The sequence below is a fragment of the Achromobacter sp. ISS7 genome, assembly GCF_056523125.1.
In genome coordinates, this window is sequence record NZ_JAWRZD010000001.1 from 6,370,220 (window position 1) to 6,392,384 (window position 22,165).

The 22,165-nt window shown below is 68.1% G+C and carries 20 protein-coding genes and 1 tRNA gene; 12 read left to right on the top strand and 9 right to left on the bottom strand.

Annotated features, from left to right (window positions below; genetic code table 11):
- Positions 1 to 61 precede the first annotated feature (61 nt).
- From AC1HFW_RS28935 to AC1HFW_RS28950, 4 genes are all read right to left on the bottom strand, one after another.
- Positions 62 to 1,678 carry a methyl-accepting chemotaxis protein gene (locus AC1HFW_RS28935; RefSeq protein WP_479286096.1) on the bottom strand — a complete coding sequence of 539 codons (1,617 nt, stop codon included), beginning with the start codon at positions 1,676 to 1,678 and terminating at the stop codon, positions 62 to 64.
- Positions 1,679 to 1,861: 183 nt separating this feature from the next.
- A complete protein-coding gene (locus tag AC1HFW_RS28940) occupies positions 1,862 to 2,773 on the bottom strand; it encodes a LysR family transcriptional regulator (RefSeq protein ID WP_006392992.1) in 912 nt (303 codons plus the stop codon).
- A gap of 410 nt (positions 2,774 to 3,183) precedes the next feature.
- Entirely contained in the window at positions 3,184 to 3,603 is a 420-nt protein-coding gene (locus AC1HFW_RS28945; protein WP_006392993.1) for a hypothetical protein, read from the bottom strand.
- Positions 3,600 to 4,040: a ferric uptake regulation protein gene (locus AC1HFW_RS28950; protein ID WP_006392994.1), complete on the bottom strand. Its 441-nt coding sequence runs from the start codon at positions 4,038 to 4,040 to the stop codon at positions 3,600 to 3,602. The genes AC1HFW_RS28945 and AC1HFW_RS28950 overlap by 4 nt, the downstream gene beginning before the upstream one ends.
- 107 nt (positions 4,041 to 4,147) lie before the next feature.
- Between AC1HFW_RS28950 and AC1HFW_RS28955 the strand changes: the two genes are divergently transcribed.
- From AC1HFW_RS28955 to AC1HFW_RS28965, 3 genes are all read left to right on the top strand, one after another.
- Complete coding sequence (locus AC1HFW_RS28955; protein ID WP_081105076.1) at positions 4,148 to 4,927, top strand: helix-turn-helix domain-containing protein; 780 nt, start codon at positions 4,148 to 4,150, stop codon at positions 4,925 to 4,927.
- A 156-nt stretch (positions 4,928 to 5,083) separates the two neighbouring features.
- The gene (locus tag AC1HFW_RS28960; protein ID WP_157146222.1) at positions 5,084 to 5,242 is read left to right on the top strand and encodes a hypothetical protein; all 159 of its coding nucleotides are present in this window, start codon (positions 5,084 to 5,086) and stop codon (positions 5,240 to 5,242) included.
- Entirely contained in the window at positions 5,239 to 6,102 is an 864-nt protein-coding gene (locus tag AC1HFW_RS28965; RefSeq protein WP_479286099.1) for an alpha/beta hydrolase, read from the top strand. The genes AC1HFW_RS28960 and AC1HFW_RS28965 overlap by 4 nt, the downstream gene beginning before the upstream one ends.
- Before the next feature lie 13 nt (positions 6,103 to 6,115).
- Here the strand turns inward: AC1HFW_RS28965 and AC1HFW_RS28970 are convergent, their stop codons facing one another.
- Positions 6,116 to 6,589: a YkgJ family cysteine cluster protein gene (locus AC1HFW_RS28970; RefSeq protein WP_479286101.1), complete on the bottom strand. Its 474-nt coding sequence runs from the start codon at positions 6,587 to 6,589 to the stop codon at positions 6,116 to 6,118.
- Between the two features lie 216 nt (positions 6,590 to 6,805).
- Here AC1HFW_RS28970 and AC1HFW_RS28975 point away from each other — a divergent pair, with 216 nt between their 5' ends.
- Positions 6,806 to 7,411: a DNA-3-methyladenine glycosylase I gene (locus tag AC1HFW_RS28975; protein ID WP_479286103.1), complete on the top strand. Its 606-nt coding sequence runs from the start codon at positions 6,806 to 6,808 to the stop codon at positions 7,409 to 7,411.
- A gap of 101 nt (positions 7,412 to 7,512) precedes the next feature.
- On the opposite strand, the gene AC1HFW_RS28980 is transcribed toward AC1HFW_RS28975, so the two are convergent.
- The gene (locus AC1HFW_RS28980; protein WP_061072406.1) at positions 7,513 to 9,438 is read right to left on the bottom strand and encodes an LTA synthase family protein; all 1,926 of its coding nucleotides are present in this window, start codon (positions 9,436 to 9,438) and stop codon (positions 7,513 to 7,515) included.
- 295 nt (positions 9,439 to 9,733) lie between these two features.
- On the opposite strand from AC1HFW_RS28980, the gene AC1HFW_RS28985 reads away from it, so the two are divergent.
- Complete coding sequence (locus AC1HFW_RS28985) at positions 9,734 to 11,806, top strand: AsmA family protein (RefSeq protein WP_479286104.1); 2,073 nt, start codon at positions 9,734 to 9,736, stop codon at positions 11,804 to 11,806.
- Between the two features lie 6 nt (positions 11,807 to 11,812).
- Here the strand turns inward: AC1HFW_RS28985 and AC1HFW_RS28990 are convergent, their stop codons facing one another.
- On the bottom strand, positions 11,813 to 13,408 hold the full coding sequence (locus AC1HFW_RS28990; RefSeq protein ID WP_479286106.1) for a diguanylate cyclase: 1,596 nt from the start codon (positions 13,406 to 13,408) through the stop codon (positions 11,813 to 11,815).
- A gap of 11 nt (positions 13,409 to 13,419) precedes the next feature.
- A complete protein-coding gene (locus AC1HFW_RS28995) occupies positions 13,420 to 14,064 on the bottom strand; it encodes a TetR/AcrR family transcriptional regulator (RefSeq protein ID WP_479286107.1) in 645 nt (214 codons plus the stop codon).
- 115 nt (positions 14,065 to 14,179) lie between these two features.
- On the opposite strand from AC1HFW_RS28995, the gene AC1HFW_RS29000 reads away from it, so the two are divergent.
- From AC1HFW_RS29000 to AC1HFW_RS29020, 5 genes are all read left to right on the top strand, one after another.
- Entirely contained in the window at positions 14,180 to 14,926 is a 747-nt protein-coding gene (locus AC1HFW_RS29000) for an SDR family NAD(P)-dependent oxidoreductase (RefSeq protein WP_116522868.1), read from the top strand.
- Between the two features lie 264 nt (positions 14,927 to 15,190).
- A tRNA-Lys gene (locus AC1HFW_RS29005) sits at positions 15,191 to 15,266 on the top strand.
- Positions 15,267 to 15,637: 371 nt separating this feature from the next.
- The gene (locus tag AC1HFW_RS29010; RefSeq protein WP_104021621.1) at positions 15,638 to 16,135 is read left to right on the top strand and encodes a sigma-70 family RNA polymerase sigma factor; all 498 of its coding nucleotides are present in this window, start codon (positions 15,638 to 15,640) and stop codon (positions 16,133 to 16,135) included.
- 2 nt (positions 16,136 to 16,137) lie between these two features.
- Positions 16,138 to 17,133 (top strand): FecR domain-containing protein, encoded by a 996-nt coding sequence (locus AC1HFW_RS29015; RefSeq protein ID WP_479286110.1) that lies wholly within the window; start codon positions 16,138 to 16,140, stop codon positions 17,131 to 17,133.
- A gap of 85 nt (positions 17,134 to 17,218) precedes the next feature.
- Positions 17,219 to 19,705 carry a TonB-dependent siderophore receptor gene (locus AC1HFW_RS29020; protein WP_479286112.1) on the top strand — a complete coding sequence of 829 codons (2,487 nt, stop codon included), beginning with the start codon at positions 17,219 to 17,221 and terminating at the stop codon, positions 19,703 to 19,705.
- Between the two features lie 40 nt (positions 19,706 to 19,745).
- Here the strand turns inward: AC1HFW_RS29020 and AC1HFW_RS29025 are convergent, their stop codons facing one another.
- Positions 19,746 to 20,369: an FMN-dependent NADH-azoreductase gene (locus AC1HFW_RS29025; protein WP_241074879.1), complete on the bottom strand. Its 624-nt coding sequence runs from the start codon at positions 20,367 to 20,369 to the stop codon at positions 19,746 to 19,748.
- 305 nt (positions 20,370 to 20,674) lie between these two features.
- On the opposite strand from AC1HFW_RS29025, the gene AC1HFW_RS29030 reads away from it, so the two are divergent.
- Positions 20,675 to 21,337: an HAD family hydrolase gene (locus tag AC1HFW_RS29030; protein WP_479286113.1), complete on the top strand. Its 663-nt coding sequence runs from the start codon at positions 20,675 to 20,677 to the stop codon at positions 21,335 to 21,337.
- Between the two features lie 116 nt (positions 21,338 to 21,453).
- On the top strand, positions 21,454 to 22,101 hold the full coding sequence (locus tag AC1HFW_RS29035) for a YiaD family glycine zipper/OmpA-like lipoprotein (RefSeq protein WP_061072397.1): 648 nt from the start codon (positions 21,454 to 21,456) through the stop codon (positions 22,099 to 22,101).
- Positions 22,102 to 22,165 lie beyond the last annotated feature (64 nt).

Here is a 22,165-nt window from a genome sequence, read left to right on the forward strand (position 1 = left end):
ACCTACAGGACAACGGCCGATCGGGCGCAGTCTTAAATCGCCGCGGGACGCAAAACCGTCGTCAGGCGACGTAGGCTGGGCGCAGCGGGGCCGGGATGGCCTGCGGCGTCACGTCGATCACGGTTTCGGCGGGCAGCTTGAAGAACGCGGCGGTGGCCGCCAGGCGCTTGGCCTGGTCTTCCAGCGAAGAGGCCGCGGCCGCCGCTTCCTCGACCAGCGCGGCGTTCTGCTGGGTGACGTCGTCCATCTGCGTGACCGCGCCATTGATCTGGTCGATGCCGATGGACTGCTCGGTCGAGGCTTCGGTGATTTCCGCCATGATCTGGGTGACGCGCTGCACCGAGTCCACGATTTCCTGCATGGTGTCGCCGGCCGCGCGGACCTGCTCGGCGCCGCTGTCGACATTGCTGGAGGATTGCTCGATCAGGTCTTTCACTTCGCGCGCGGCCTGGGCGCTGCGCTGGGCCAGGGTGCGCACTTCGCCGGCGACCACCGCGAAGCCCTTGCCCTGTTCGCCGGCGCGGGCGGCCTCGACCGCGGCGTTCAGGGCCAGGATGTTGGTCTGGAAGGCGATGCCGTCGATGACCGAGACGATCTCGGAGATGCGGCGCGAGCTTTCCGAGATGCGGGCCATGGTTTCGACCACCTGGCCGACGGCCTGGCCGCCGCGCAGGGCGACGCCGCGGCTTTCGGCGGCCAGGCTGTTGGCCTGGTGCGCGTGCTCGGTGTTCTGCTTGACCGCGGTGGCGAGCTCTTCCATCGACGCGGCGGTTTCTTCCAGCGACGCGGCCTGTTCCTCGGTTCGGGCCGACAGATTGGTGTTGCCCGACGAGATCTCGGCGGCGCCGGTGTTGATCTCGATGACGCTGCGGCGCACTTCGCCCACCGTGCGGGTAAGGCTTTCCTGCATGCGCTTGAGGGCGGTGAACAGCACGCCGATCTCATTGGTGGAATTGACCGCGACGCGCTGCGTCAGGTCGCCGGAGGCGATACGGTCGAAATGCGTGGCGGCGTCCTTGAGGGGCTGCAGCACCTGGCGGCTGATGAAGCGCCAGCAACCCAGCGCCAGCGCGGCGGCCAGGGCCAGCATGATGATGGTCGACAGTTCGGCGCGCTCGTAGCGCTGGTCCGAGGCGGCGTTGATGGCGGCGCTGCGGCGCTCGGTGTGTTCGAGGAAGCCGGTCACGCGCTCGGCGAAGCGGGCATCGGCGCCGCGGGTGTCGACCACGGCGGCGGCATAGCCTTCGGCCGACTGCTTCTGCAGGGCGGCTTCCAGCGCCTCGATGCTGCGCACGTAGGCGGTGAACACGCTGTCGAGTTCGCCCGACAGCTTCAGGCCCGCCTCGGTGTTCTTGGGCACGCGCTGGTAGACGGCGAAGCGCTTGCGCGCCTCTTGCAACGACTGGTTGGCCTGGTCGATGCTGCCCTGGGCCTGGGTGCCCTTGCCGGAGACGATGTCCAGGTAGGCGGCCACCAGCATCAGCCGGCTGCGCAGCAGCAGCGTCTGCGTTTCGTACAGCGGGCGGGTCTGCTCGGTGGCGACGGAGTTCAGGTCGTCCACCGCGACGTCGGCGTCCCGTGCATAGATCCAGCCCATGCTTGTGGCGGTTGCCAGTGCCAGGACGAAGATGGCCATCACGGCCAGCAGGCCGGTGCGTATCTTCAGGTTCTTAAGCATGGTGGGGGGCTCCTGTGTGTGTCTTGGGGCTGACCCGGCAAAGCGTGGTCGCGGAAAATCCGGCTGAATGTAAATTTGAATTACATATTTAACAATTGATCATTTTTCATTGCGGCATTCTGCTTTCGGCAATGCTGCCGCCGCGCCTGGCTCTCCCGCGCGTTGGCGGGCCTTGCGGCGGGGTCAGAACAGTTGTGGGGCGTCGCTGCGAATGAAGCGCAGGAAGCGGTGCGCGGCGTCCGACAGGGGGCGCGAGGCGTGGGTCTGGAACTGCAACTGGCCGGCGTTGAGCAGCGCGTCGTTGATCGGGCGGCAGATCAGCCGCCCGCTTTCCAGGTGTTCGCTGGCGGTCAGGCGGGCGCACAGCGTCACCGCGTCGCTGGCCTGGACGTAGTGATAGGCCGCGCCCGGCAGGTTCGAGGTGAAGGCCGGCGACAGCGTGACGTTGTAGAGGCTGCAGGCCATGTCCAGCACCTGCCGCAGGGCGCTGCCGCCATCCGGCAGCGCCAGCGGATAGGCCGACAATTGCGTGATGTGCAGCGATTCGCTGGCGGCCAGGGGGTGGCCGGGGCGCATCACCGCGACGATCTCGGCGGGATGCGAGTAGATCACGGCGATGTCCTTTTCCGCCGTGTGGCTATAGGTGACGCCGATGTCGGCCTGCGCCGAGCGTACCCGTTCAGCCACCAGGCCGGCGTCGAGGATGTGCAGCTTGAAGCGGATGGTCGGGTGTTCGACCTGGAAGGCGGCGAACTTGCGCGGCAGGGCGTAGGCGGCGAAGCCGGGCGCACCGGCGATCTTCACGGTCTGGGTGTAGCGGCCGTTCTGGCCGTCGATCTCGGCATAGGTGCGGGCGGCGTCGGCCTCGACGCGGCGCGCGTGGTCGGCCAGGATGCGGCCCGCTTCGGTCACCCGCATGCCCTTGGGGTGGCGTTCGAACAGTTGGTTGTGCAGGCGTTGCTCCAGGCCGGCGATCTGGCGGCTGACGGCCGAGCTGACGACATTGAGCCGCGCGGCGGCGCCATTGACGGACCCTGTGTCGACGACAGTGAGAAAGTAACGAAGCGCGGTGCTGTCGAATTGGAATCGCTTCATTGATGTGCGTGCCGTAAATCTCAATGTCGAGTCCGGGCGGGTGGCAACCGCTATGAACAGCGGGGGGCGGCGGTCTTTTTGGAGGGGCCGCGCGCCGTGCCGTCTTGTGAACGCCACGGCCGACGGCGTCGGACCACGCAAGCGAAGGTGGGTTGCGCCGCGGCAAGGGCGCCATCCGGGAGCCCGGCGCGCCGCAATGCCAGCCCCGTAGCCTGCGGGACAGGCGATTGGGCCAGACGTGGAATTTATTCCAGCAACACCTTTTGCCACAATCGCAAATTTATCAATATTGCATTCTAATTTCGGCAATAAGCCCTGGCGCCGGGATTTGCGGGCAGGCACGGGCTGAAGACGCAAAAAAAGCGCACCCGCGGGTGCGCTTGAAAGCAGAGTGCAAGCGTGGCGGCGCGTCAGTCGACCGCGAAGCCACTGGGGCCGGCCTGGCCGAGCAGTTCGCGCGCGCACTGCACCGCCTCATGCGAAGTGGCCACGGCCAGGAAGGGCATGCCGAAGGCGCGCGCCATTTTCTCGCCGCGCTTGCGGATCTTGTCGAGCGCGCCGGCGTCGCGTTCGACCGCGATGAACGCGCGGCAGCGGGCCTTCAGGCGCGGCATGTTGGTGGTTTGCCAGTCGATCATGGCCTTGCGGTCGTCGTGGCTGGCCTCGGTGCGCATGTCCGGCACCACCATGACGAAGGTCTGGGGGTTGTCGACCAGCATCTCCATCTCGCGGATCCAGCTGGCGGAATAGCCGGCCGGCGCGCTGCCGTGCTTGGCGGTGACGATGGGGAAGTGGGACAGGTCGTGGAAGAAAAACTGGTCGCGGTTCATTCGAATTCTCCGATGGAAGGGGCGGGCGCGGCCTTGCGGCAGCCGCAACCGCCGTAAAGCACCAGGCTGTAGGACTCCAGCGCGAAACCGCGTTGCCGGGCGATATCGCGCACCAGTTGCGCCATCGCGGGGTCGCTGGACTCCTGGATCCGGCCGCAGTGGCGGCAGACCAGATGGTCGTGGTGTCCCTTGTCATTCAACTCGTACACGGTGGAGTGCGAGTCGAGCTGAGTACGTTTGAGTACGCCGGCGTCCTCAAGTTGCGTGATGACGCGATAAACCGTGGCCAGGCCGATGCTGCTGTGTTCCGAGATGAGGCTGCGGTAGATGTCCGCCGCGCTCATGTGCTGGTCCGCGTGCTGGTGGAAGATGTCCAGGATCTTCAGGCGCGGGAAGGTGGCTTTGATGCCGGCCACGCGCAGGCGGGTATGGTCCATGTAGATTCTCCATTCCGGGGGCGATGCCCGAATGATGAGAATGATGTACATTTTCAAATGACCCCGCTAACGGGAATCCGTCAACCTGTAGCTCAAACCTGCCAACCATGCGCGTGACCGTGGTCCACAACGCCTTGCCCGATGTCCTGCTGACGCCGTTCAGCATGCGCCATCCGCGCGCGTCCAAGGGCCTGTCGGTGCCTGACCACGTGCACAACGAGGGCATGCTGGTGCTGGTGCACGAGGGCCTGGTGCTGGTGCAGTCGGGCGCCGAGGTCTGGACCGTGCTGCCGGGCAGCCTGGGCTGGATTCCGCCCGGGGTGACGCACGCCGCGCGCTGGTTCGGCGAGGCGCGCGGTTCGTTCCTGTACGTGCGGCCCGACGCCTGCGCCCGGCTGCCGGACCATTGCCGCTCGTGGCCGTCGTCGCGGCTGATCGACGCGCTGATGGAGCGCTTCACCACCAGCCCGCCCGGCGAGCTGCCCGAAGCCTATCTCGAGCAGCTGTTCGAAGTGCTGCTGGTCGAGGTCAAGCAGCGCGAGCACGCGCCGGTGCTGCTGCCGATGCCGGATGATCCGCGCCTGCAGGACCTGGCCAACACGCTGCTGGGAACTCCCGATGACCCCTCCGGCATCGACGAATGGGCGCAGCGGCTGAACATGTCGACGCGCACCCTGATGCGCCGCTTCCGCCAGGAGACCGGCGTCACGCTGGGCCAGTGGCGCCAGCAGGCGCGCCTGCTGCGCGGCCTGGAAATGCTGTGCCGCGGCGGTTCGGTCACGGAAGCCGCGCTGTCGGTCGGCTACGAGAGCACCAGCGCCTTCATCGGCAACTTCCGCGCCGCCTTCGGCATGACGCCCACGCGCTACCTGGCCGGCCGGGAATAAGCCGCCGCCGGGCGCGCCGTCCAGCCCTGGCCAGCCTTTACGGATCTTCACTTTTTCCCGACAGATTTGCGGATCTTCGCGGACACCCTTTGCCTACCATGGCGGCAGGGTAGGACAGGTCTTCTCGTCCTGCCCTCCATGCATCAAGGGTGTTCCATGACTTGCCAACCTTTCCTCGCTTACTCGCCGGCCGGGAGCGCCGGCGCCGCCGCGGCGCCGACCCCGGTCCTCGCCTTCGCCCACGTCCTGGCGCGCCTGCTGGCGGCCACGCGCGCCGCCTGGCAGCTCGATGCCCCGGCCGGGAGCATGCCGTGACGACCTCGCGTACCGGCGCGCTGCTGATCCACGGGCTGGGCGGCACGGAATTCGACATGGGCTCGCTGCACAAGGTGCTGGCGCGCGCCGGGGTGGAAACCCATGGCGTGACGCTGCCTGGCCACGCCGGGCGGCCCGAGGACCTGCTGGACGTGCGGGTCGAGGACTGGATGGACGTCGTCACCCGGCGCTACCGCGAGCTGTGCGAGCAGTACGAGGTGGTGCACGTGATCGGCATGTGCCTGGGCGCCTTGCTGGCGGTCGAACTGTGCAAGCGCGAGTCGCATACCCGCGGCGCGCTGGTGTCGCTGTCGGCGCCGGTGTTCCTGGATGGCTGGAGCACGCCCTGGTACCGGGGCCTGCGCTATCTGCTGTATCACGTGCCGGGCGTGCCGCGCCGCATCCGGGTCGAGGAAGAAGACCCCTACGGCGTCAAGAGCGAACTGGTGCGGGCCTTCATCAAGGCGGGCTTCGCGCGCGGCGATGGCTTTCACTACCAATGGGTGCCGCTGGCCTGCGTGCGGCAGGTCGATCGCCTGCGCGGCATGGTCAAGCGCGGCCTGGAGCGGATGCGCTGCCCGACGCTGGTGATGCACGCGGTCGAGGATGAGCTGACCAGCCCGCGTTCGGCGCGGCTGCTGGGGGCGCGCATTCCCGGCGCGTCGGTGGTGCTGCTGCAGGACAGTTATCACATGATCTGTGTCGATCACGAGCGCGAGCGCGTGATGCAGAACGTGCTGAGCTTCCTGGGCAAGGATCCGGGCATCGTGCGGGTGCGGCGTCGCGATAATGCGCCGCGGACCGCGCGCGGGCAGGAGGCGCAGGCGGGCGCCGAGGCCATGCTGGTCGCCGCCCGCTAGGGCGGCACGCGAATCAGGCCGCGGCCGGCTGGTCGGGCTGGTTGGGGTGCGACGGGCCTTGCGGATCGTTTTCCGCGTCGGGGCGCGGCGGCACCGCGGGCTGGCCGAGTGCCAGCCGCAGCCGCTGGCAATCGGGATTGGGCGAGCCGTCGGGCATCCAGATGTCGAACTCGCGGCAGGGCGTCGGACGGTTCTCGTAGATGGCGCAGTGGATGCCGGGCTGGCCCAGTTCGCCGCGCAGCGAGATGCAGCGGCCGCCGCCCATTTCGGTGCCTTTCATGCAGGCCCGCAGCGGGCTCATCTGCGTCACGAGGTCGAGCGGCACCTGACCGCCGTTTTCGCCGGCCAGTTCGCCGATATAGAACGACACCCGGAAATGCGAACAACAGGCGCCGCAGTCCAGACAGGGATTGGTGGCGGGGTTGTTGTCGCCGGCCAGCAGGGCGGGCGACACCAGGGTCAGGGCGACTGTCTCGAGCAGGGACATGGCGGTGGATCCGAAAGCCTGTCCGGTCCCGGCATGACGCAAAACGGGCTTGCATGCCGCAAGCCCGCCTGGCCGATCCGGGGCGCGCTCGGGCACGGCCGGCGCGGGATCAGGGTGGGAAATAGTAGCTGGATTCGGCTTGCGGCCGCTACGACTTTTTTCGGGGACGTTGCTGCGGTAGCATCGGAAACCCGATAGCCGCCAGGACCCATTTCCATGACCGCCAACTCCGACTTTTCCGACGGCCTCGCCCGCTGCGCCTGGGTCGACACGTCCGCCGAATACATGGCGTACCACGACAACGAATGGGGCCGTCCGCAAGGCGACGACCGCGCGCTGTTCGAGCAGCTGTGCCTGGAAGGATTCCAGTCGGGCCTGAGCTGGCGCACCATCCTGAACAAGCGCGAGGCCTTCCGCCGCGGCTTCGCCGCGTTCGATCCGGCCAAGGTCGCGCGCTTCGGCGAAAAGCAGGTGCTGGCGCTGCTGGCCGACGCCGGTATCGTGCTCCACCGCGGCAAGATCGAAGCCGTCATCAACAACGCCCAGCGGGCGCTCGATATGATCGAGCAAGAAGGGTCGCTGGGGGCGTTCTTCTGGCGCTTCGAGGCGCCGCCGGGATCACCGTCCACGCGCGGCGCGTCGACGTCGGCGCAATCGGAGGCCTTGTCCAAGGCCCTCAAGAAACTGGGCTGGAAGTTCGTCGGCCCGACCACGGTCTACGCGTTCATGCAGTCGGTCGGCATGGTCAACGACCATCATCCTGATTGCCACTGCCATGGCCCCAGCGAGAAGGCGCGCAAGATGTTCCGGCGGCCTAAGTAAGGTGGTCGGCCCAGGGGGGCCGGCCCAGGGCGGCCCGTTGGCAAGGCGCCTGTGAATAACGTGGCGGCGGGCCGGCGTGCATCGCCGGCCTTCCGCGGCGCCTACCCGGCAGCTGCCGGCGTCGTCGTGTCGGGCGCCATGGTGGCCGCGCCCGGGATGCAGTAGCGTCCTTCGCGATAGGCCCAGCTGGGCCATAGCGCGTGCGCCAGCGCTTCGTCGGCCAGCGCCGGATCCAGCGGCGCCGGGGCATAGTCTTCCGGCGCGGTGTAGCGGTACTGCACCGGCGTCTTGTTCGGCGCCAGCACCAGCAGGTCGTTTTCCTTCAGGTAGCCGTAGGTGTTGTCGTACTGCATGATGGCGCGGCCCGGCGTGCTGCGCGTCAGGTCATGGCCGAGCATCGGGTGCTCGGTATCGACGCCGATCAGCGACAGCAGCGTCGGCGCCAGGTCGATCTGGCTGATCAGGCGGTCGTCGCGCCGCGGCTCGATGCCGGCGCCCAGGATCACCGCGGGAATATGGAAGTGGCGCACCGGCACCAGGCTGGCGCCGAACACGCGCGAATCGTGGTCGGCGGCGATCAGGAAGACCGTGTTCTCCCAGTACGGCGCGGCCTTGGCGCGCTCGAAGAAGCGGCCCAGGGCCCAGTCGGCGTAGCGCACGGTGTTCTCCACCGTGGCCGGGTTGCCTTCGGTCTGGATGCGGCCCGCCGGGTATTCCCAGGGCGAGTGGTTCGAGACGCTGAAGGCCAGCGTGAAGGTCGGCTGGTCGCCGTCCTCGCGCAGCAGCCGGTCGAGCTGGTTGAACATGTCCTCGTCCGACGCGCCCCAGGTGCCGACGAAGGCCGGATCGACGAAGTCCTCGCGGTCGACGATCTGGCGAAAGCCGTTGCCCAGGAAGAAGCCCTTCATGTTGTCGAAGTGCGATTCGCCGCCGTAGATGAAGCGCGAGTGGTAGCCGTGGCGGCCCAGCAGGTCGGCCAGCGAGAAGAAGCCGCGCTGCGAGCGCGGCAGCTTGAGCACGGCCTGCGCCGGGGTCGGCAGGAAACCGGTCACCACCGCTTCCAGGCCGCGCACCGAACGCGTGCCGGTGGCGTAGGCGCGGGTGAAGGTCCAGGCGTCGCGCGCCAGCGCGTCCAGTTCGGGCGTCAGGTCCATGCCGCCCAGGCCGGCGCTGTACTGCGCGCCCAGGCTTTCTTCCAGGATGATGACCAGGTTGAGCGGGCGCGCCGTCTTGCGGCTGGCGGGCTGGCGATGCAGGCTGGGGTGGTCCGCATTGGCCGGCGGATAGGGCAGGCCGGCCTGCGTCAGCACGCGGCGCTGCATGTCGTCGTCGTCCATGCCGCCGTACACGGCGGAGGCCGATTTCTCGTTCTTCATGCTGTAGACGGCGTAGAACACGTTATAGAGCGAGTTCAGCGCCAGGGTGTTGAGCATGCCGTCGGAACTGTAGGCCACCGACGACGGGTTGATCGGCCGGTGGCCGAGGGTGCCGCGGATCGCCAGGATCACCACCGCCAGGATCGCCAGGCTGGCCAGCGGCATCTGCCACCAGGCCAGCGGCGCGTCGGGCACGGCGTGGCCGAAGAGCGCATAGCCGCCCCAGCCGATCAGACCCAGGGCGCCGAAGCCGCCCAGCAGCGCGCCCTTGTAGCCGCGCCACAGCATGCCCGAGACCTCGCGCGGGTGCTTCAGGTATTCGACGAACAGCCGGTTGGGACGGGTGTCGTATTCGAGGATGAAGGGCGGCGTGGCGACTTCCAGGAAGGCCAGCAGGATGAACGCGACCAGGTACCAGATGCCGGCGGCGGTGGCGGCGAAGGGCAGGTGGCCGAGCCAGGGCGACAGCACGATCGGCAGCGCGGCCAGCACGCCGATCTGGTGCGCATCGATGCGCAGCCCGCCCAGCAGCAGGGGCGCCAGGCCGCCGGCGTTGCGCACCCGCTGCCATTGCCATGCGGCCAGGGCCAGGCGGCTGAGGGTCAGCAGCGCGAAGGCCGCCAGCACGAAAATCAAGCTTGAATGCCGCATCGGGCCTCCAGGTAATACTGCTGCTCCGTCCCCGGGACGGTTGCGGGTCGATCGCCGCGCATTTGAACAGGGTGGGCGTCAAAAAATCGGTAGGAATTATTCCGTCCGCGGTGGGCGAACGGCGGGTTCCCGGCGGGTCGCTTTGTAACTTTTGCCGACCGCGCCCTATGACACGGAAAAATCCGTACACATTATGAGGCCGGCAAGCTTAACCCGGCCGGCCCGCCGCGCTACCCTTGAGGGTAAATAGGGCCGGGGCATCGGCGCCTCGGCGGCAACGGCAAGGATGATAACGATGACGCGCAAAACAAAAATAGCGGTCGGGATTGTGGGCACCCTCGTCGTCCTGGTGGCGGTGCTGGTGGTGCTGGTTGCCACCTTCGACTGGAACCGCGCCCGCCCGATGATCAATGAACGCGTCAGCGCAGCCATCGGACGGCCCTTCGCGATCAACGGCGACCTGACCGTGGAATGGTCGCGCGAATCGGACGAGGGCGGGTGGCGCGGATGGGTGCCATGGCCGCACATCGTGGCCAACGACATCAGCGTCGCCAACACCGAATGGGCCCGGGTGCCGGAATTCGCCACCCTCAAGCGCGGTGAGTTCAGCCTGTCGCCGCTGCCGCTGCTGGCCCACCGGGTGGTGATCCGGCGCATCCAGTTGACCGAGCCCGCCGCCGACCTCGAACGCCTGGCCGATGGCCGCGCCAACTGGGTCTTCACCCTGCCCGAGACCGGCGAGCCGTCGCCGTGGGTGCTGGACATCAATGAAATCGGCTTCGACAAGGGCAGCGTCGGCCTGTCCGATGCGATCCTGCAGGCGGACCTGACGGTGCTGGTCGATCCGCTGGGCAAGCCCGTGCCGTTCGCCGACGTGGCCGGCGCGGCCTTCGTGCCGGAAGACGCCGCCGCGGCGGCGCCGCGCGACTACGTCTTCGGCTGGAAGGTCGACGGCAAATTCAAGAACCTGCCCACCAAGGGCGAAGGCAAGGTCGGCGGCATGTTGGCGCTGCAGGATCCGAAGCAGCCCTTCCCGGTGCAGGCCGACGTGTCGATCGGCGGCACCAAGGCGGCCATCACCGGCACCTTGACCGACCCCGCCAACCTGGGCGCGCTGGACCTGCGCCTGAAGCTGTCGGGCGGTTCGATGGCGCAGCTGTATCCGCTGACCGGCGTGACGCTGCCCGACACCCCGCCGTATTCCACCGATGGCCATCTGGTGGCCAGGCTGCGCAACGCCGGCGGCGCGGTGTTCGAGTACCGCGACTTCAACGGCCGCGTCGGCAGCAGCGATCTGCACGGCGACATGACGTTCTCGCTGGCTGCGCCGCGTCCGAAACTGACGGGCAAGCTGTCGTCCAAGCAGCTGCGCATGGCCGACCTGGGGCCGCTGATCGGCGTGCAGTCCGGCAAGCCCGCCCCGGCCCAGGACAAGCCCAAGGACGCGCCCGCCAAGCCGCCCAACGGCAAGGTGCTGCCGACGCAGGCGTTCCGCACCGACCGCTGGCGCGACATGGATGCCGACGTGGCGCTGGAGGCGGGCCGCATCGTGCACGACGCCAAGCTGCCGCTGTCGGACCTGGCGGTGCACGTGATCCTGCAGGATGGCCAGCTGACGCTCGATCCGCTGCGCTTCGGCATGGCCGGCGGCAGCATGGCGGCGATCGTGCGGCTGGATGGATCCAAGGCGCCGCTGACGGGCCGCGTCGAGATGCACGCGCGGCGGCTGCGGCTCAAGCAGCTGTTCCCGGCGACGGAGGCGATGCAGAGCGCGCTGGGCGAATTGAACGGCGACCTGGCGCTGTCGGGCACGGGCAATTCCGTGGCCGCGCTGCTCGGCTCGGCCAGCGGCGACGTGAAGATGCTGGTCAACGACGGCGTCATCAGCCGCAGCCTGATGGAGATCGCCGGCCTGAACGTCGGCAACTACGTCGTCTCGAAGCTGTTCGGCGACGACGAGGTCAAGATCAACTGCGGCGCGGCCGACCTGGAGATGAAGAGCGGCGTGATGACGCCGCGCGTGTTCGTGTTCGATACCGAGAACGCGCTGATCAACATCACCGGCACCACCGACTTCAAGAACGAGAAGCTCGACCTGGACATCACGCCCGACAGCAAGGGCTTCCGCATCTTCTCGCTGCGCTCGCCGCTGTATGTGCGCGGCACCTTCGGCAAGCCGGACGTAGGCGTGCACGTGGGGCCGCTGGCCGCGCGCGGCGCGGGCATGGTGGCGCTGGGCGTGATCCTGACGCCGGCGGCGGGCCTGCTGGCGCTGATCGCGCCCAGCACCACCGACGACAATTCCTGCGGCACGCTGCTCAAGCAGATGCGCACGCCGCCCAAGGCGCCGGCGCCCAAGGGCAAGTAGGCGCCGTCAGCGCGGCAGCGCCATGCGGGCGCCGTCGCGCGCCTGGTTGTCGGCGACGCAGACCGCGTTGCGGCCGTGGTTCTTGGCGTAATAGAGGGCGCGGTCGGCGCGCTGGATCACTTCGTCCAGCGTGGCGCCGTGTTCCGGATAGCAGGCCACGCCGGCCGACAGCGTGATCGGCGCGGGCAGGCCGGTCTCGGTGCCGAGCGCCTCCAGCTTCTGGCGCAGGCGCTCGGCCGTGGCCACCGCGGCCGCCAGCGGCGAACCCGGCATCAGCATCACGAACTCCTCGCCGCCGCTGCGCGCGACCGTGTCGCCGCTGCGCGAGCCCTCGGTCAGCAGCGCCGCCAGCACCTGCAGCGCGCGGTCGCCGGCGGCATGGCCGTAAAGGTCGTTGACGTTCTTGAAGTGATCGATGTCCAGCGCCACGATGGCCAGTGGCGTATCGGCGGCCTGCAGCAGCGCCATGGCTTCGTTCAGGCCGCGCCGGTTCAGCAGCGAGGTCAGGGTGTCGGTGGTGGACGCGCGGCGCAGGTCGCGGATCTTGTGCTGGATCGAGGTCAGGCCCATCAGCAGCGCGCGCTTGAGCTGCGAGGCCTCGAAATACCACGAACGCACCGTGCGGATGCGCTCGGCCGAATCGGGATCCTGCATGTGCTTGGCGATGCTGGCCAGTTCCCCGAGCGGACGGGCGATCCAGCGCGACAGCAGCCAGATCAGCAGGATCGAGAGCAGCAGCAGCGGCAGGGTGTTGCGGGCGGTCGCCATCAGCAGGTCGTTCAGGGGCAGCAGGGTGCTGGCCACCGGCCGCTGCGCGATGATGGTCCAGCCGGTGCTGGGCACCGGCGCGTAGCCGGCCAGGATCTCGGCGCCCGTCGCGTCGGTGAAGCGCGCCTCGCCGGTTTCGCCGCGCAGCGCCGCGGCCAGCGCCGTCTTGTTCGCGGACATGCTGCCCAGGCGGCTGCGGTCGGGGTGATAGATCAGGGTGCCGTCGCGCGCCAGCACATACAGCAGCGAGTCGTCGCGGTTGAAGTGCTGGCCCAGCAGGCGGTCCAGCACGTTGTCCTCGTGCAGGTAGAGCGTGCCGGCGATATAGCCGAGATAGCGGTAGTCGCGCGAGAAGATCGGATGGGTGTACAGGATCAGCCAGCGGCCCGAGTTGGCGCGGAAGGGTTCGCTGATGAACGGCCGGCGGGTGCTCAGCGCGATCCGAGCGGCCTCGCTGGTCATCTGCTGGCCCATCAGCTGCGGGTAGGAGGTCGATACCGCCAGCACCTTGCCTTGCGCCGACACCACGAAACTGGAGTTGAAGTGGCCCAGCTGTTCTTCCTGGCGCCGCGTCTCGGACGACATCAGTTGCGGGTGGGTCTCCATGTCCGCCAGCATGTCGGCGCTGTAGGCCAGGTGGCGCCGCAGGTCGCCGAGGAAGTACTCCGTGGTGGCGGCGAGCTTGGCGGCATAGACGCGGTTGCTCTCGAGCGCGTTGTGCAGCAGCAGGTCGCGTTGCACCAGGTAGCTGGCATGCAGGCCGGCGGCCAGCACCAGGAATATCGACAGCAGGCTGATCCAGAGGATGAGGCGCCGGAGGTCGATGCGGAGCATGGAAGAACCCGTCAGGCGTGGGCGCGGCCCGGCGGCAGGCCGGAAGGAGGCATGCCGGCGGTGAGCGCGTCCCAGGCGCACATCGCCTGGCGCGCCACGGCTTGCAAGGTCTCGCGGCTGGCGCCGTCGCGCGCCTGGATCGACATTCCGTGCAGGATGGTGGTGTAGAACGCCGCCAACCCTTTCAGGTCGGCGCCGGCGGGCAGCTCGCCGGCGGCGGCGCCGGCGGTCAGGCGGGCCAGGATGCGGCCTTGCATTTCGCGGCGGTTGTCGCCCAGGAACACGCCCACGCCGGCATCGGTGTCGGCGCCGGATGGCGCGCCCAGGACGATCAGGCAGCCCGGCGGCGCGCCCGGCGTGGTGAAGCGTTCGGCCGCCGCCAGCAGCATGCCGCAGATGCCCGCGCGGGCGGTGGCGGCATCGGCCAGGGCGCGGCGCGAGGCGGCGCCGTCGGTGTCGCGGTAAAGCTGCACCGCTTCGCGAAATAGTCCTTCTTTTGAGCCGAATGCGCCGTAGAGGCTGGGCGAGTTGATGCCCATCGCAGCCGTCAGATCGGTTAGCGATGCTCCTTCATATCCCTTCGACCAGAAGACTTCCATGGCCTTGCGCAAGGCCTGGGCCCGGTCGAAGTTCCTGGGGCGCCCACGTTCTGCCATGAACCGGATTTTACTCGCGAGAGCTATTTTGTGTTGATTGATAAAAAAATCGTTGACGTCCGGCCGCCGCCAGTCGATGATATTTGTACTGAACACTACAAATTAAGGTAGACCCATGCAGAACCTGAACGGAAAAGTGGCTTTCGTGACCGGCGGCAGCCGCGGCATCGGTGCGGCGATCGTGCGCCGCCTGGCGGCGGAAGGCGCCGACGTGGCCTTTACCTACGTCAGCGCCTCGTCGCGCGACACGGCGCAGGCGCTGGCGCGCGAACTCGAGGCGGAGGGACGGCGCGCGCGCGCCATCCAGGCCGATTCGGCCGATCCGGCGCAAGTGCGGCGGGCGGTGGAGCAGGCCATCGGCGAACTGGGCCCGGTGGACGTGCTGGTGAACAACGCCGGCATCTTCCTGGCGGGCCCGCTGGACGAGGTCACGCTGGAGGACTACGACCGCACGATGAACATCAACGTGCGTGCGCCGTTCGTCGCGATCCAGGCGGCGCAGGCCGCGATGCCCGACGGCGGCCGCATCATCAACATCGGCAGCTGCCTGGCCGAGCGCTCGGGCCGCGCCGGCGTGACGCTGTACTCGGCCAGCAAGTCGGCGCTGCTGGGCATGACGCGCGGCCTGGCGCGTGACCTGGGCGCGCGCGGCATCACCGCCAACGTGGTGCATCCGGGGCCGATCGACACCGACATGAACCCGGCCGCTGGCGAGCACGCGGGCGATCTGGTGGCCGTGCTGTCGCTGCCGCACTATGGCGAGGTGCGCGACATCGCCGGCATGGTGGCATTCCTGGCCGGTCCCGATGGACGCTACGTGACGGGCGCGAGCCTGGCGGTGGACGGCGGGTTCGCGGCCTGATGTGCGGGCCTGACATGCGGCCGCGATATGCGTCCTGAAGCGAGGGCGGGCCGCGCGTGGCAGGCGGCCCGTTTCGATGGCGGGCCATGAACGATTGGCGGCCCCGTGTCGGGGGACGCTCGACTTTTTTGTGGTCGATCGGCAATCGACTTGCACAATTAAAAAAAGGTCCCTATAATCTCGCTTCTTCGCTGGTCAAACACAACAACGCAGCGGCGACAACGCGAAAGCGGCGTTACCCAAGCAGTTGTGAATGAACATGCAGGGCTGTTAGCTCAGTTGGTAGAGCAGCGGACTCTTAATCCGTAGGTCGAGTGTTCGAGCCACTCACAGCCCACCAGAATTTCAAAGGCCGTCGACGTTCATCGTCGACGGCCTTTTTCATTTTCCGCGCGATCCTGTCTGCCACAAACTCGTCCGTGGTCATCGCAGGCAGGCAGCCCATGCAGTCGGTCTGCGATCCGTCATCATCGAACCGCGTCGGCTCCACAACGTGAGCAGACCGCGGCAGACCACTCGGCACCCCAATCGACCGCCGCGCGCGAATTCGCGACTTCAACCCTCGGCCTCAATGCGGCATGCCAACCACACCTTGCATCGAATTTCGCCTTCCGGCTTGGAGGATTCGAAACAATGCGAATAAGATTGATTATTGATTGTAAATAATGCCGTGTTCCCCGCATGTCCCCGCCTCCAAGCACAGAGGGGGCTTTGTGCCCTGATTCCCAGCAGACCGTCTCCGACCTGTACCGCGCGCATCACTCGTGGTTGACCGGTTGGCTGCGCGTGCGCGTGGACGACCGGCATGATGCCGCCGACCTGGCGCAGGACACCTTCATTCGCGTGTTGCAGTCGAATGTGGCCGCCACGCTGCGCGAGCCGCGTTCGTACCTGGCGACCATCGCGCGCGGCCTGCTGATCGATCTGTGGCGCCGCCGCGCCCTGGAGCAGGCCTACCTGCAGGTGCTCGAAAGCCTGCCCGAGACGCATCACCCCTCGCTCGAAGAGCAGGCGCTGGTCATGGAGCGGCTGGTCCGCCTGGACCGCATGCTCGACGGCCTGGGCCGCAAGGTCAAGGCGGCCTTCCTGATGGCCATGATCGAAGGCGCGTCCTATCCCGTGATCGCCGCGAGCCTGGGCGTATCCGTGCGCACCGTGGGCGACTACATGGCGCGCGCCATGGCGCGCTGCTGCGACATGCTGGATTGACCATGATCCGAACCGCAAAGGCACGCGAGCGCGACGCCGCGCGACAGGCCGCGCAATGGTTCGCGCGCCTGCTGTCGCCGCAGCAGGATGAGGGCGTGCGCGTTGCCTGGCAGCAATGGTTCGAGGCCTGTCCGGAAAACCGCCAGGCCTGGACCAAGGTCGAGGCCGTGCAGCGCTGTTTCTCGGATGTCTCGTGCAAGCAGGTCGCGATGGCCACCCTGCAGGGCACCGATAGCGGGCGCCGGCGGATCCTGCGCCTGGCCGTGGCGGGCGCCACCTGTCTGCCTCTCGGCATGCTGGCGATGCAGGCGCCGCAGGCCTGGCGCCGCTGGAATGCCGAGTTCAGCACGGCTGTCGGGCAGATCTCGCGGTTGCCCTTGCGGGACGGCACGATGGCGGTGCTGGATACGGATAGCGCCGCCGACGTGGTCTACGACGAGGGCGCAAGCCGGATCCTGCTGCGCAACGGCCGTGTGTATGTCAATGCGGCGGGCGAGCGCGGCAACGCCTCGCTGGCGGTGGTGGTGCAGACCGAATTCGGCGACGTGCATGCCGCGGGCGCGGAGTTCGTCGTGTGCGTCGGCGACCGCCAGGGCCAGGTGCGGGTCAACACGCAGGCCGTGCGCGTCGTGCCGCGCGACGGCCGGGCGGGCGCGCGCCAGGTGGACGCGCACCAGTGGGCGGACTTCTCCGCCACCGAGGTCGGAGCGCCGCGTCATGTGGACAGCGAATGGTTCGCGGCATGGCGCACGGGGTCGCTGGTGGCGGTGAAGATGCCGCTGGGCCAGTTCGTCGCGCGCCTGCGCGCCTATCGGCCGGGCTGGCTGCTGCTGGATGACAGCCTGGCGGAACTGCCGGTGTCGGGCACGTTTCCGCTGGCGAACGCCGATCTCGCCCTGGATGCGCTGGAAAACAGCTATCCGGTCGAGATCCGGCGCATGACGCGCTACGTCACATGGATCGTGCCGCGGCCCAAGGGGCCGATCCGCTCGGTTTGATACATCTTGTTTCCAATCGGGGTTCCGGTTGGCGTGTCCTGGATCGGCCTACCAGGAAGCCATTCACTCAGCCGGACTTTCCCCGATGCTCCCCTTCACTTTGCCTGTCCAACCCGCTTCCCTTTCCCGCGCCGCGTTGACGCCCAGGCGGCTGGTCCTGATCCTTGCCGCCGCCTGGTCGCTGCAGACGTCCGTGGCGCACGCGCAGGCCGCGCCGGCCGCCAGCGGCGCCTCGCAGCAGCACTACAGCCTGTCCGCCGGTCCGCTGATCGACGTCGTCAACCGGTTCGCGAGCCAGGCGGGCATTGCGCTGACGTTCGATGCCGATGCGCTGCGCAATGAGTCATCGGCCGGCGTGCAGGGCAGCTACGGCGTGGAGGACGGACTGCGGCAGGTGCTGGCCGGCACGCGTTGGCAGGCCCGCCGCATGGCCAATGGCGCCTACATCCTGGAGGCGCGTCCGCTGGCCAGCGGCGATGCGACCCTGCTGGCGCCGGTCAAGGTCACGGCCCAGGGTTTCAATCCGGCCTCGACCGAGGGCACGGGCGCCTACGGCGGCTCGGCCACCACGATTTTCAAGGGCGCCCAGTCGGTGCGTGACACGCCGCAGCCGGTGACCATCGTGTCGCGCCAACTGCTCGACGACCGCAAGCTGCCGGACCTGCACGACGTGCTGCAGAACGTGCCCGGCGTCACCGTCGACTATACCGACAGCGAGCGGGTCAGCTACTACTCGCGCGGCTTCGCCATCGATTCGCTGCAGGTCGATGGCATGAACATGTACCAGGCCGGTTCGAACTTCATCCAGCCCGACACGGCGGTGCTCGATCGCGTCGAGATCCTGCGCGGGTCGGCCGGCATCCTGCGCGGCTCGGGCAATCCGTCGGCGACGGTGAACCTGGTGCGCAAGCGGCCGACGCGCGAGTTCCAGGCCAGCGCCGACGTGACGGTGGGCTCGTGGGACCGTCGCCGCGCCGAGGCCGATATCTCGGGCGCCTTCAACGACAGCGGCACGCTGCGCGGCCGGGTGGTGGCGGTGGCGGACAACAAGGACTTCTTCCAGGATGCGCGCTACGAGCATCGCAAGGTGTTCTATGGCGTGCTGCAGGCGGACCTGACCGACCGCACCACGCTGACCGGCTCGTTCCAGCACACCGAGCTCAAGGCCACCGGCGCCTGGGGCGGCCTGCCGCGGGGCTTCGACGGTTCGGACCTGAAGCTGGGGCGCAGCACCTACCTGGGCGCGGACTGGAACCACTGGAACCGCTACAACGACCAGGCCATGCTCGAGCTGGAGCACCGCTTCGAGGGCGGTTGGGAGGTGAAGGCCACCGCGATGAACACGCGCTTCCGCTATTTCGACGGCGGCTTCAAGCAGTCGTACATCACGCGCGCCAGCACCACCAATCCCTATCTGTACAACGTCACCACCTCGATCTATCCGAAGAGCGCGAGCGACCAGAACGGCGTTTCGCTGACGGCCAACGGGCCGGTCGAGCTGTTCGGCCGCACCCACCACCTGACGCTCGGCGCCGAGAGCAGCTATGTGCGGCAGACCAATTCCAGCGGCTATTTCAACGTCGGGCCGAAGAACAACATCGATATCCGCGACTGGGATCCGTCGACCACCTACCCGGAACCGCAGGGCACCACGGGCGGCTCCTATTACGAAGCGAGCAACAATCGGACCAAGCAGCAGGCGCTGTATGCGCTGGGCCGCATCTCGCTGGCGGATCCGTTGACGCTGCTGGTCGGCGCGCGCGCGACGTGGTGGGACTATGAAGTGCTGCAGGGCTCGACGCGCTACAGCATCGACCGCGAGATCACGCCGTACGCCGGCCTGGTCTTCGACCTGAACGAGAACTTCAGCGTCTACGGCAGCTACAGCGAGATCTTCACGCCGCAGCAGGCCTACGACAGCAGCGGCAACCTGCTGGAGCCGATCCGCGGCGAGGACTACGAGGCCGGCATCAAGGGCGCTTTCTACGATGGCCGCCTGAACGCCGCGCTGTCGGTGTTCCGCATCAACAACGTGGGCCGGGCCATGGACGACGCGGGCAGCGCCAACCCTTGCCTGCCCAACTACCCCACGGGCTATTGCAAGGTCGCCGGCGGCAAGACGCGCAGCGAGGGCTGGGAGCTGGAAGTGAGCGGAGAGCTCACGCCCGACTGGCAGGTCATGGCCGGGTACACCAACACCCGCACCAAGTACCTGAGCGATTCGACCGCCAGCAATGTCGGCCAGCCGATCCGCACGCTCGATCCGCGCCACCTGCTGCGCGTGTTCACCACCTATCGCCTGCCGGGCCAGCTGCGCGGGTTGACGATCGGCGCCGGGGTGCAGGCCCAGAGCGACACCTACGCCAGCGCGCGCGGCATCACGGCGCGCCAGGCCGGGTTCGCGGTCTACAACGCGATGGCGAGCTACGATTTCAACAAGAACCTGCGCCTGCAGCTGAACGTCAACAACATCTTCGACAAGGTCTACTACAAGAAGGTCGACGCCACCGGCATCAGCAACTACTACGGCGATCCCCGCAACGTGATGCTGACGTTGAGCGCGCGCATGTAAGGCCGGTTGCCGGCGGCCCGTCGCGGCCGCCGGCGCCGCGCTAGAAATCCCGCGCGATCGCGGCCGCGCGGATCCTGGCCTGCGCGATGGCGTCCGTGGCCCGGGCGTCCCAGGTGTGTTCGACCATCAGGCGCCGGACTTCCTTGACGCCAATGAACTTCAGCCAGAAGTCGAGGTAGTCGGCCTGGTGCGCGAAGCCGGGGCTGGCCGGGTAAGCGACGGGGTCGTGGCCCTGGCCGCGCACGTGGATGACCAGGGCGCGCGGGATGCTGAGCAGCGGGCCGTAGGCGCGGCCGTCGAAACTGAACAGCATGCCGCGCTGGCTGACCAGGTCGATCAGCTGCTTGAGCTTGTAGGGATAGTCGAAGTTCCACATCGGCACGCCGAGCACGATCCGGTCCGCCTGCTGGAAGCGCCGGGCGAGTTCGGTGATGCGGGCCCAGATCGTGGCCTCGGCGTCGTCCAGCGGGGTTTTCGCGACGCCCTTGTACTTGGCGCCGATCGCCCGGCTGTCGAAGTCGGGCAGGTCTTCCTCCCACACGTTCAAGGTGTCGATCTCGAGTCCCGGATGGGCCTGGCCGCAGGCCTCCAGGAAAGACTCGGCGATCGAGATGGACGCCGATCGGGCGCCGCGGGGCGAGGACACGATGTTCAAGAGACGCATGCTGCGAAAGTCCGGATGAGGGCGGGCGCCGGACGGTCGGATGCCGGTGGGCCCGATTGGGAAATAACGATTGCAATTGCAATCGTTAGGCGAGTGATTGTATCGTTGCCCGATGGAATTGCAAATGCAATGCCTGGCGGATCCTGGGCAATGCCAGGGTGTGGCGAACGGGCCGGATGCCCGCGGACGTGCCGCGGACGCGCGGTCGGTGTTAAGTCCGGACTGAATGGTGATTGCATCCAGGCTAAATCACGGCGAGCCATGCCGTCTCTATAGTGACGGCATCGAATCCAAGGAGTGCCGCCATGTCCGTAGTTACCCCATCCGCCGCCTATCCCCGCGCGGTGCTGTTCGACCTGTTGACCGCGCTGCTGGACTCCTGGACCGTCTGGAATGCCGCCGCGGGGTCGGAGGCGCGCGGCCGCGCCTGGCGCGCCGAGTATCTGCGCCTGACCTACGGCTGCGGCGCCTACCAGCCCTATGAGCACCTGGTCGAGAGCGCCGCCGCGGCCGTGGGGCTGCCGGCCAGCGCGCCGGCGGCGCTGGAGGCTGGGTGGGACGGGCTGCCGGCCTGGGACGGCGCGCGCGAGTTGCTGCGGGCGCTGCGGCCGCATTGCAGGCTGGGCGTGGTCACCAACTGCTCGCGGCGCCTGGGCCATCGCGCGGCCGCTCTGCTGGGGGTGGACTGGGACGTGGTGGTGACGTCCGAAGAAGCGGGCTATTACAAGCCGGACCCGCGTCCCTACGAACTGGCGCTGGCGCGGCTGGATATCCCGGCCGCGCAGGCGGCGTTCGTGGCGGGCTCGGGCTACGACCTGTTCGGCACCAGCAAGGTGGGCCTGCGCACCTATTGGCACAACCGCGTCAGCCTGGCCCTGCCTGAAGGCGCGCCGGCGCCCGAGGCGCAGTCGCCGCGGCTGGATGATGCGCTGCCGTGGCTGGCCGGATTCGGTGCGGCGGGGCGCTAGCCGGCGATCGCGGTACAAACTGTTGCGCGCCCGCGGCGCGCGCAGCGGGCGGGACTGGCCTTAACATGAATCCTGCCGGCATCCGTCGGCGCACCGACAGGATCGTGGAGGTTGTCATGCACTCAAGAACAATGCTCAAGCGTATCGCTGTAGTCGCGGCAACGGGTGTGCTGGTGGCGGGGTGCGCCACGCAGCAGCAGACCAATACCGCGGTGGGAACCGGGGCGGGCGCGGCCGTCGGGGCCGGCATCGGCGCCCTGATCGGCCATGGCACGGGCGCGGCGGTTGGCGCCGGTATCGGCGCCGTGGCCGGCGGCCTGATTGGCTACAACTGGAAGGTGGTGAAGGAAGACGTGCAGCAGTCGGGGGCGACCTCGCTGGGCATCGACGTGGTCGAGATGCCGGATGGCAGCCTGAAGGTCAACATCCCGAGCAACGTGTCGTTCGATACCGACAAGACCGACCTCAAGCCGGCGCTGCTGCCGGTGCTGGACAGCGTGGCGCGCTCGCTCAACCAGCATCCCGAGCTGCGCGCCAAGGTGGTGGGCCACACGGACAGCACGGGCGCGCTGGCGCACAACCAGACCTTGTCGGTGAACCGGGCGCGCAGCGTCACGGACTATCTGTCGCGGCAGGGCGTGGCGGCGACGCGGCTGACGATCGAAGGGCGCGGGCCCAACGACCCGATCGGCGACAACGCCACCGCCGACGGCCGGGCGCTGAACCGCCGGGTCGAGATCTACCTATACGCGGTCAAGCAGTAGTAGCATGCGGGCGCCGCGCCCGTCGTGCGCCGGCGGCATGCCGCCGGCCGCGATGGCGCGCCGG

What these genes read in the sequence shown, in the direction of transcription:
- AC1HFW_RS28935 (WP_479286096.1), bottom strand. Translation starts at nt 1,678, where the DNA reads ATGCTTAAGAACCTGAAGATACGCACCGGCCTGCTGGCCGTGATGGCC.
- AC1HFW_RS28940 (WP_006392992.1), bottom strand. Translation starts at nt 2,773, where the DNA reads ATGAAGCGATTCCAATTCGACAGCACCGCGCTTCGTTACTTTCTCACT.
- AC1HFW_RS28945 (WP_006392993.1), bottom strand. Translation starts at nt 3,603, where the DNA reads ATGAACCGCGACCAGTTTTTCTTCCACGACCTGTCCCACTTCCCCATC.
- AC1HFW_RS28950 (WP_006392994.1), bottom strand. Translation starts at nt 4,040, where the DNA reads ATGGACCATACCCGCCTGCGCGTGGCCGGCATCAAAGCCACCTTCCCG.
- AC1HFW_RS28955 (WP_081105076.1), top strand. Translation starts at nt 4,148, where the DNA reads ATGCGCGTGACCGTGGTCCACAACGCCTTGCCCGATGTCCTGCTGACG.
- AC1HFW_RS28960 (WP_157146222.1), top strand. Translation starts at nt 5,084, where the DNA reads ATGACTTGCCAACCTTTCCTCGCTTACTCGCCGGCCGGGAGCGCCGGC.
- AC1HFW_RS28970 (WP_479286101.1), bottom strand. Translation starts at nt 6,589, where the DNA reads ATGTCCCTGCTCGAGACAGTCGCCCTGACCCTGGTGTCGCCCGCCCTG.
- AC1HFW_RS28975 (WP_479286103.1), top strand. Translation starts at nt 6,806, where the DNA reads ATGACCGCCAACTCCGACTTTTCCGACGGCCTCGCCCGCTGCGCCTGG.
- AC1HFW_RS28980 (WP_061072406.1), bottom strand. Translation starts at nt 9,438, where the DNA reads ATGCGGCATTCAAGCTTGATTTTCGTGCTGGCGGCCTTCGCGCTGCTG.
- AC1HFW_RS28985 (WP_479286104.1), top strand. Translation starts at nt 9,734, where the DNA reads ATGACGCGCAAAACAAAAATAGCGGTCGGGATTGTGGGCACCCTCGTC.
- AC1HFW_RS28990 (WP_479286106.1), bottom strand. Translation starts at nt 13,408, where the DNA reads ATGCTCCGCATCGACCTCCGGCGCCTCATCCTCTGGATCAGCCTGCTG.
- AC1HFW_RS28995 (WP_479286107.1), bottom strand. Translation starts at nt 14,064, where the DNA reads ATGGCAGAACGTGGGCGCCCCAGGAACTTCGACCGGGCCCAGGCCTTG.
- AC1HFW_RS29000 (WP_116522868.1), top strand. Translation starts at nt 14,180, where the DNA reads ATGCAGAACCTGAACGGAAAAGTGGCTTTCGTGACCGGCGGCAGCCGC.
- AC1HFW_RS29015 (WP_479286110.1), top strand. Translation starts at nt 16,138, where the DNA reads ATGATCCGAACCGCAAAGGCACGCGAGCGCGACGCCGCGCGACAGGCC.
- AC1HFW_RS29020 (WP_479286112.1), top strand. Translation starts at nt 17,219, where the DNA reads ATGCTCCCCTTCACTTTGCCTGTCCAACCCGCTTCCCTTTCCCGCGCC.
- AC1HFW_RS29025 (WP_241074879.1), bottom strand. Translation starts at nt 20,369, where the DNA reads ATGCGTCTCTTGAACATCGTGTCCTCGCCCCGCGGCGCCCGATCGGCG.
- AC1HFW_RS29030 (WP_479286113.1), top strand. Translation starts at nt 20,675, where the DNA reads ATGTCCGTAGTTACCCCATCCGCCGCCTATCCCCGCGCGGTGCTGTTC.
- AC1HFW_RS29035 (WP_061072397.1), top strand. Translation starts at nt 21,454, where the DNA reads ATGCACTCAAGAACAATGCTCAAGCGTATCGCTGTAGTCGCGGCAACG.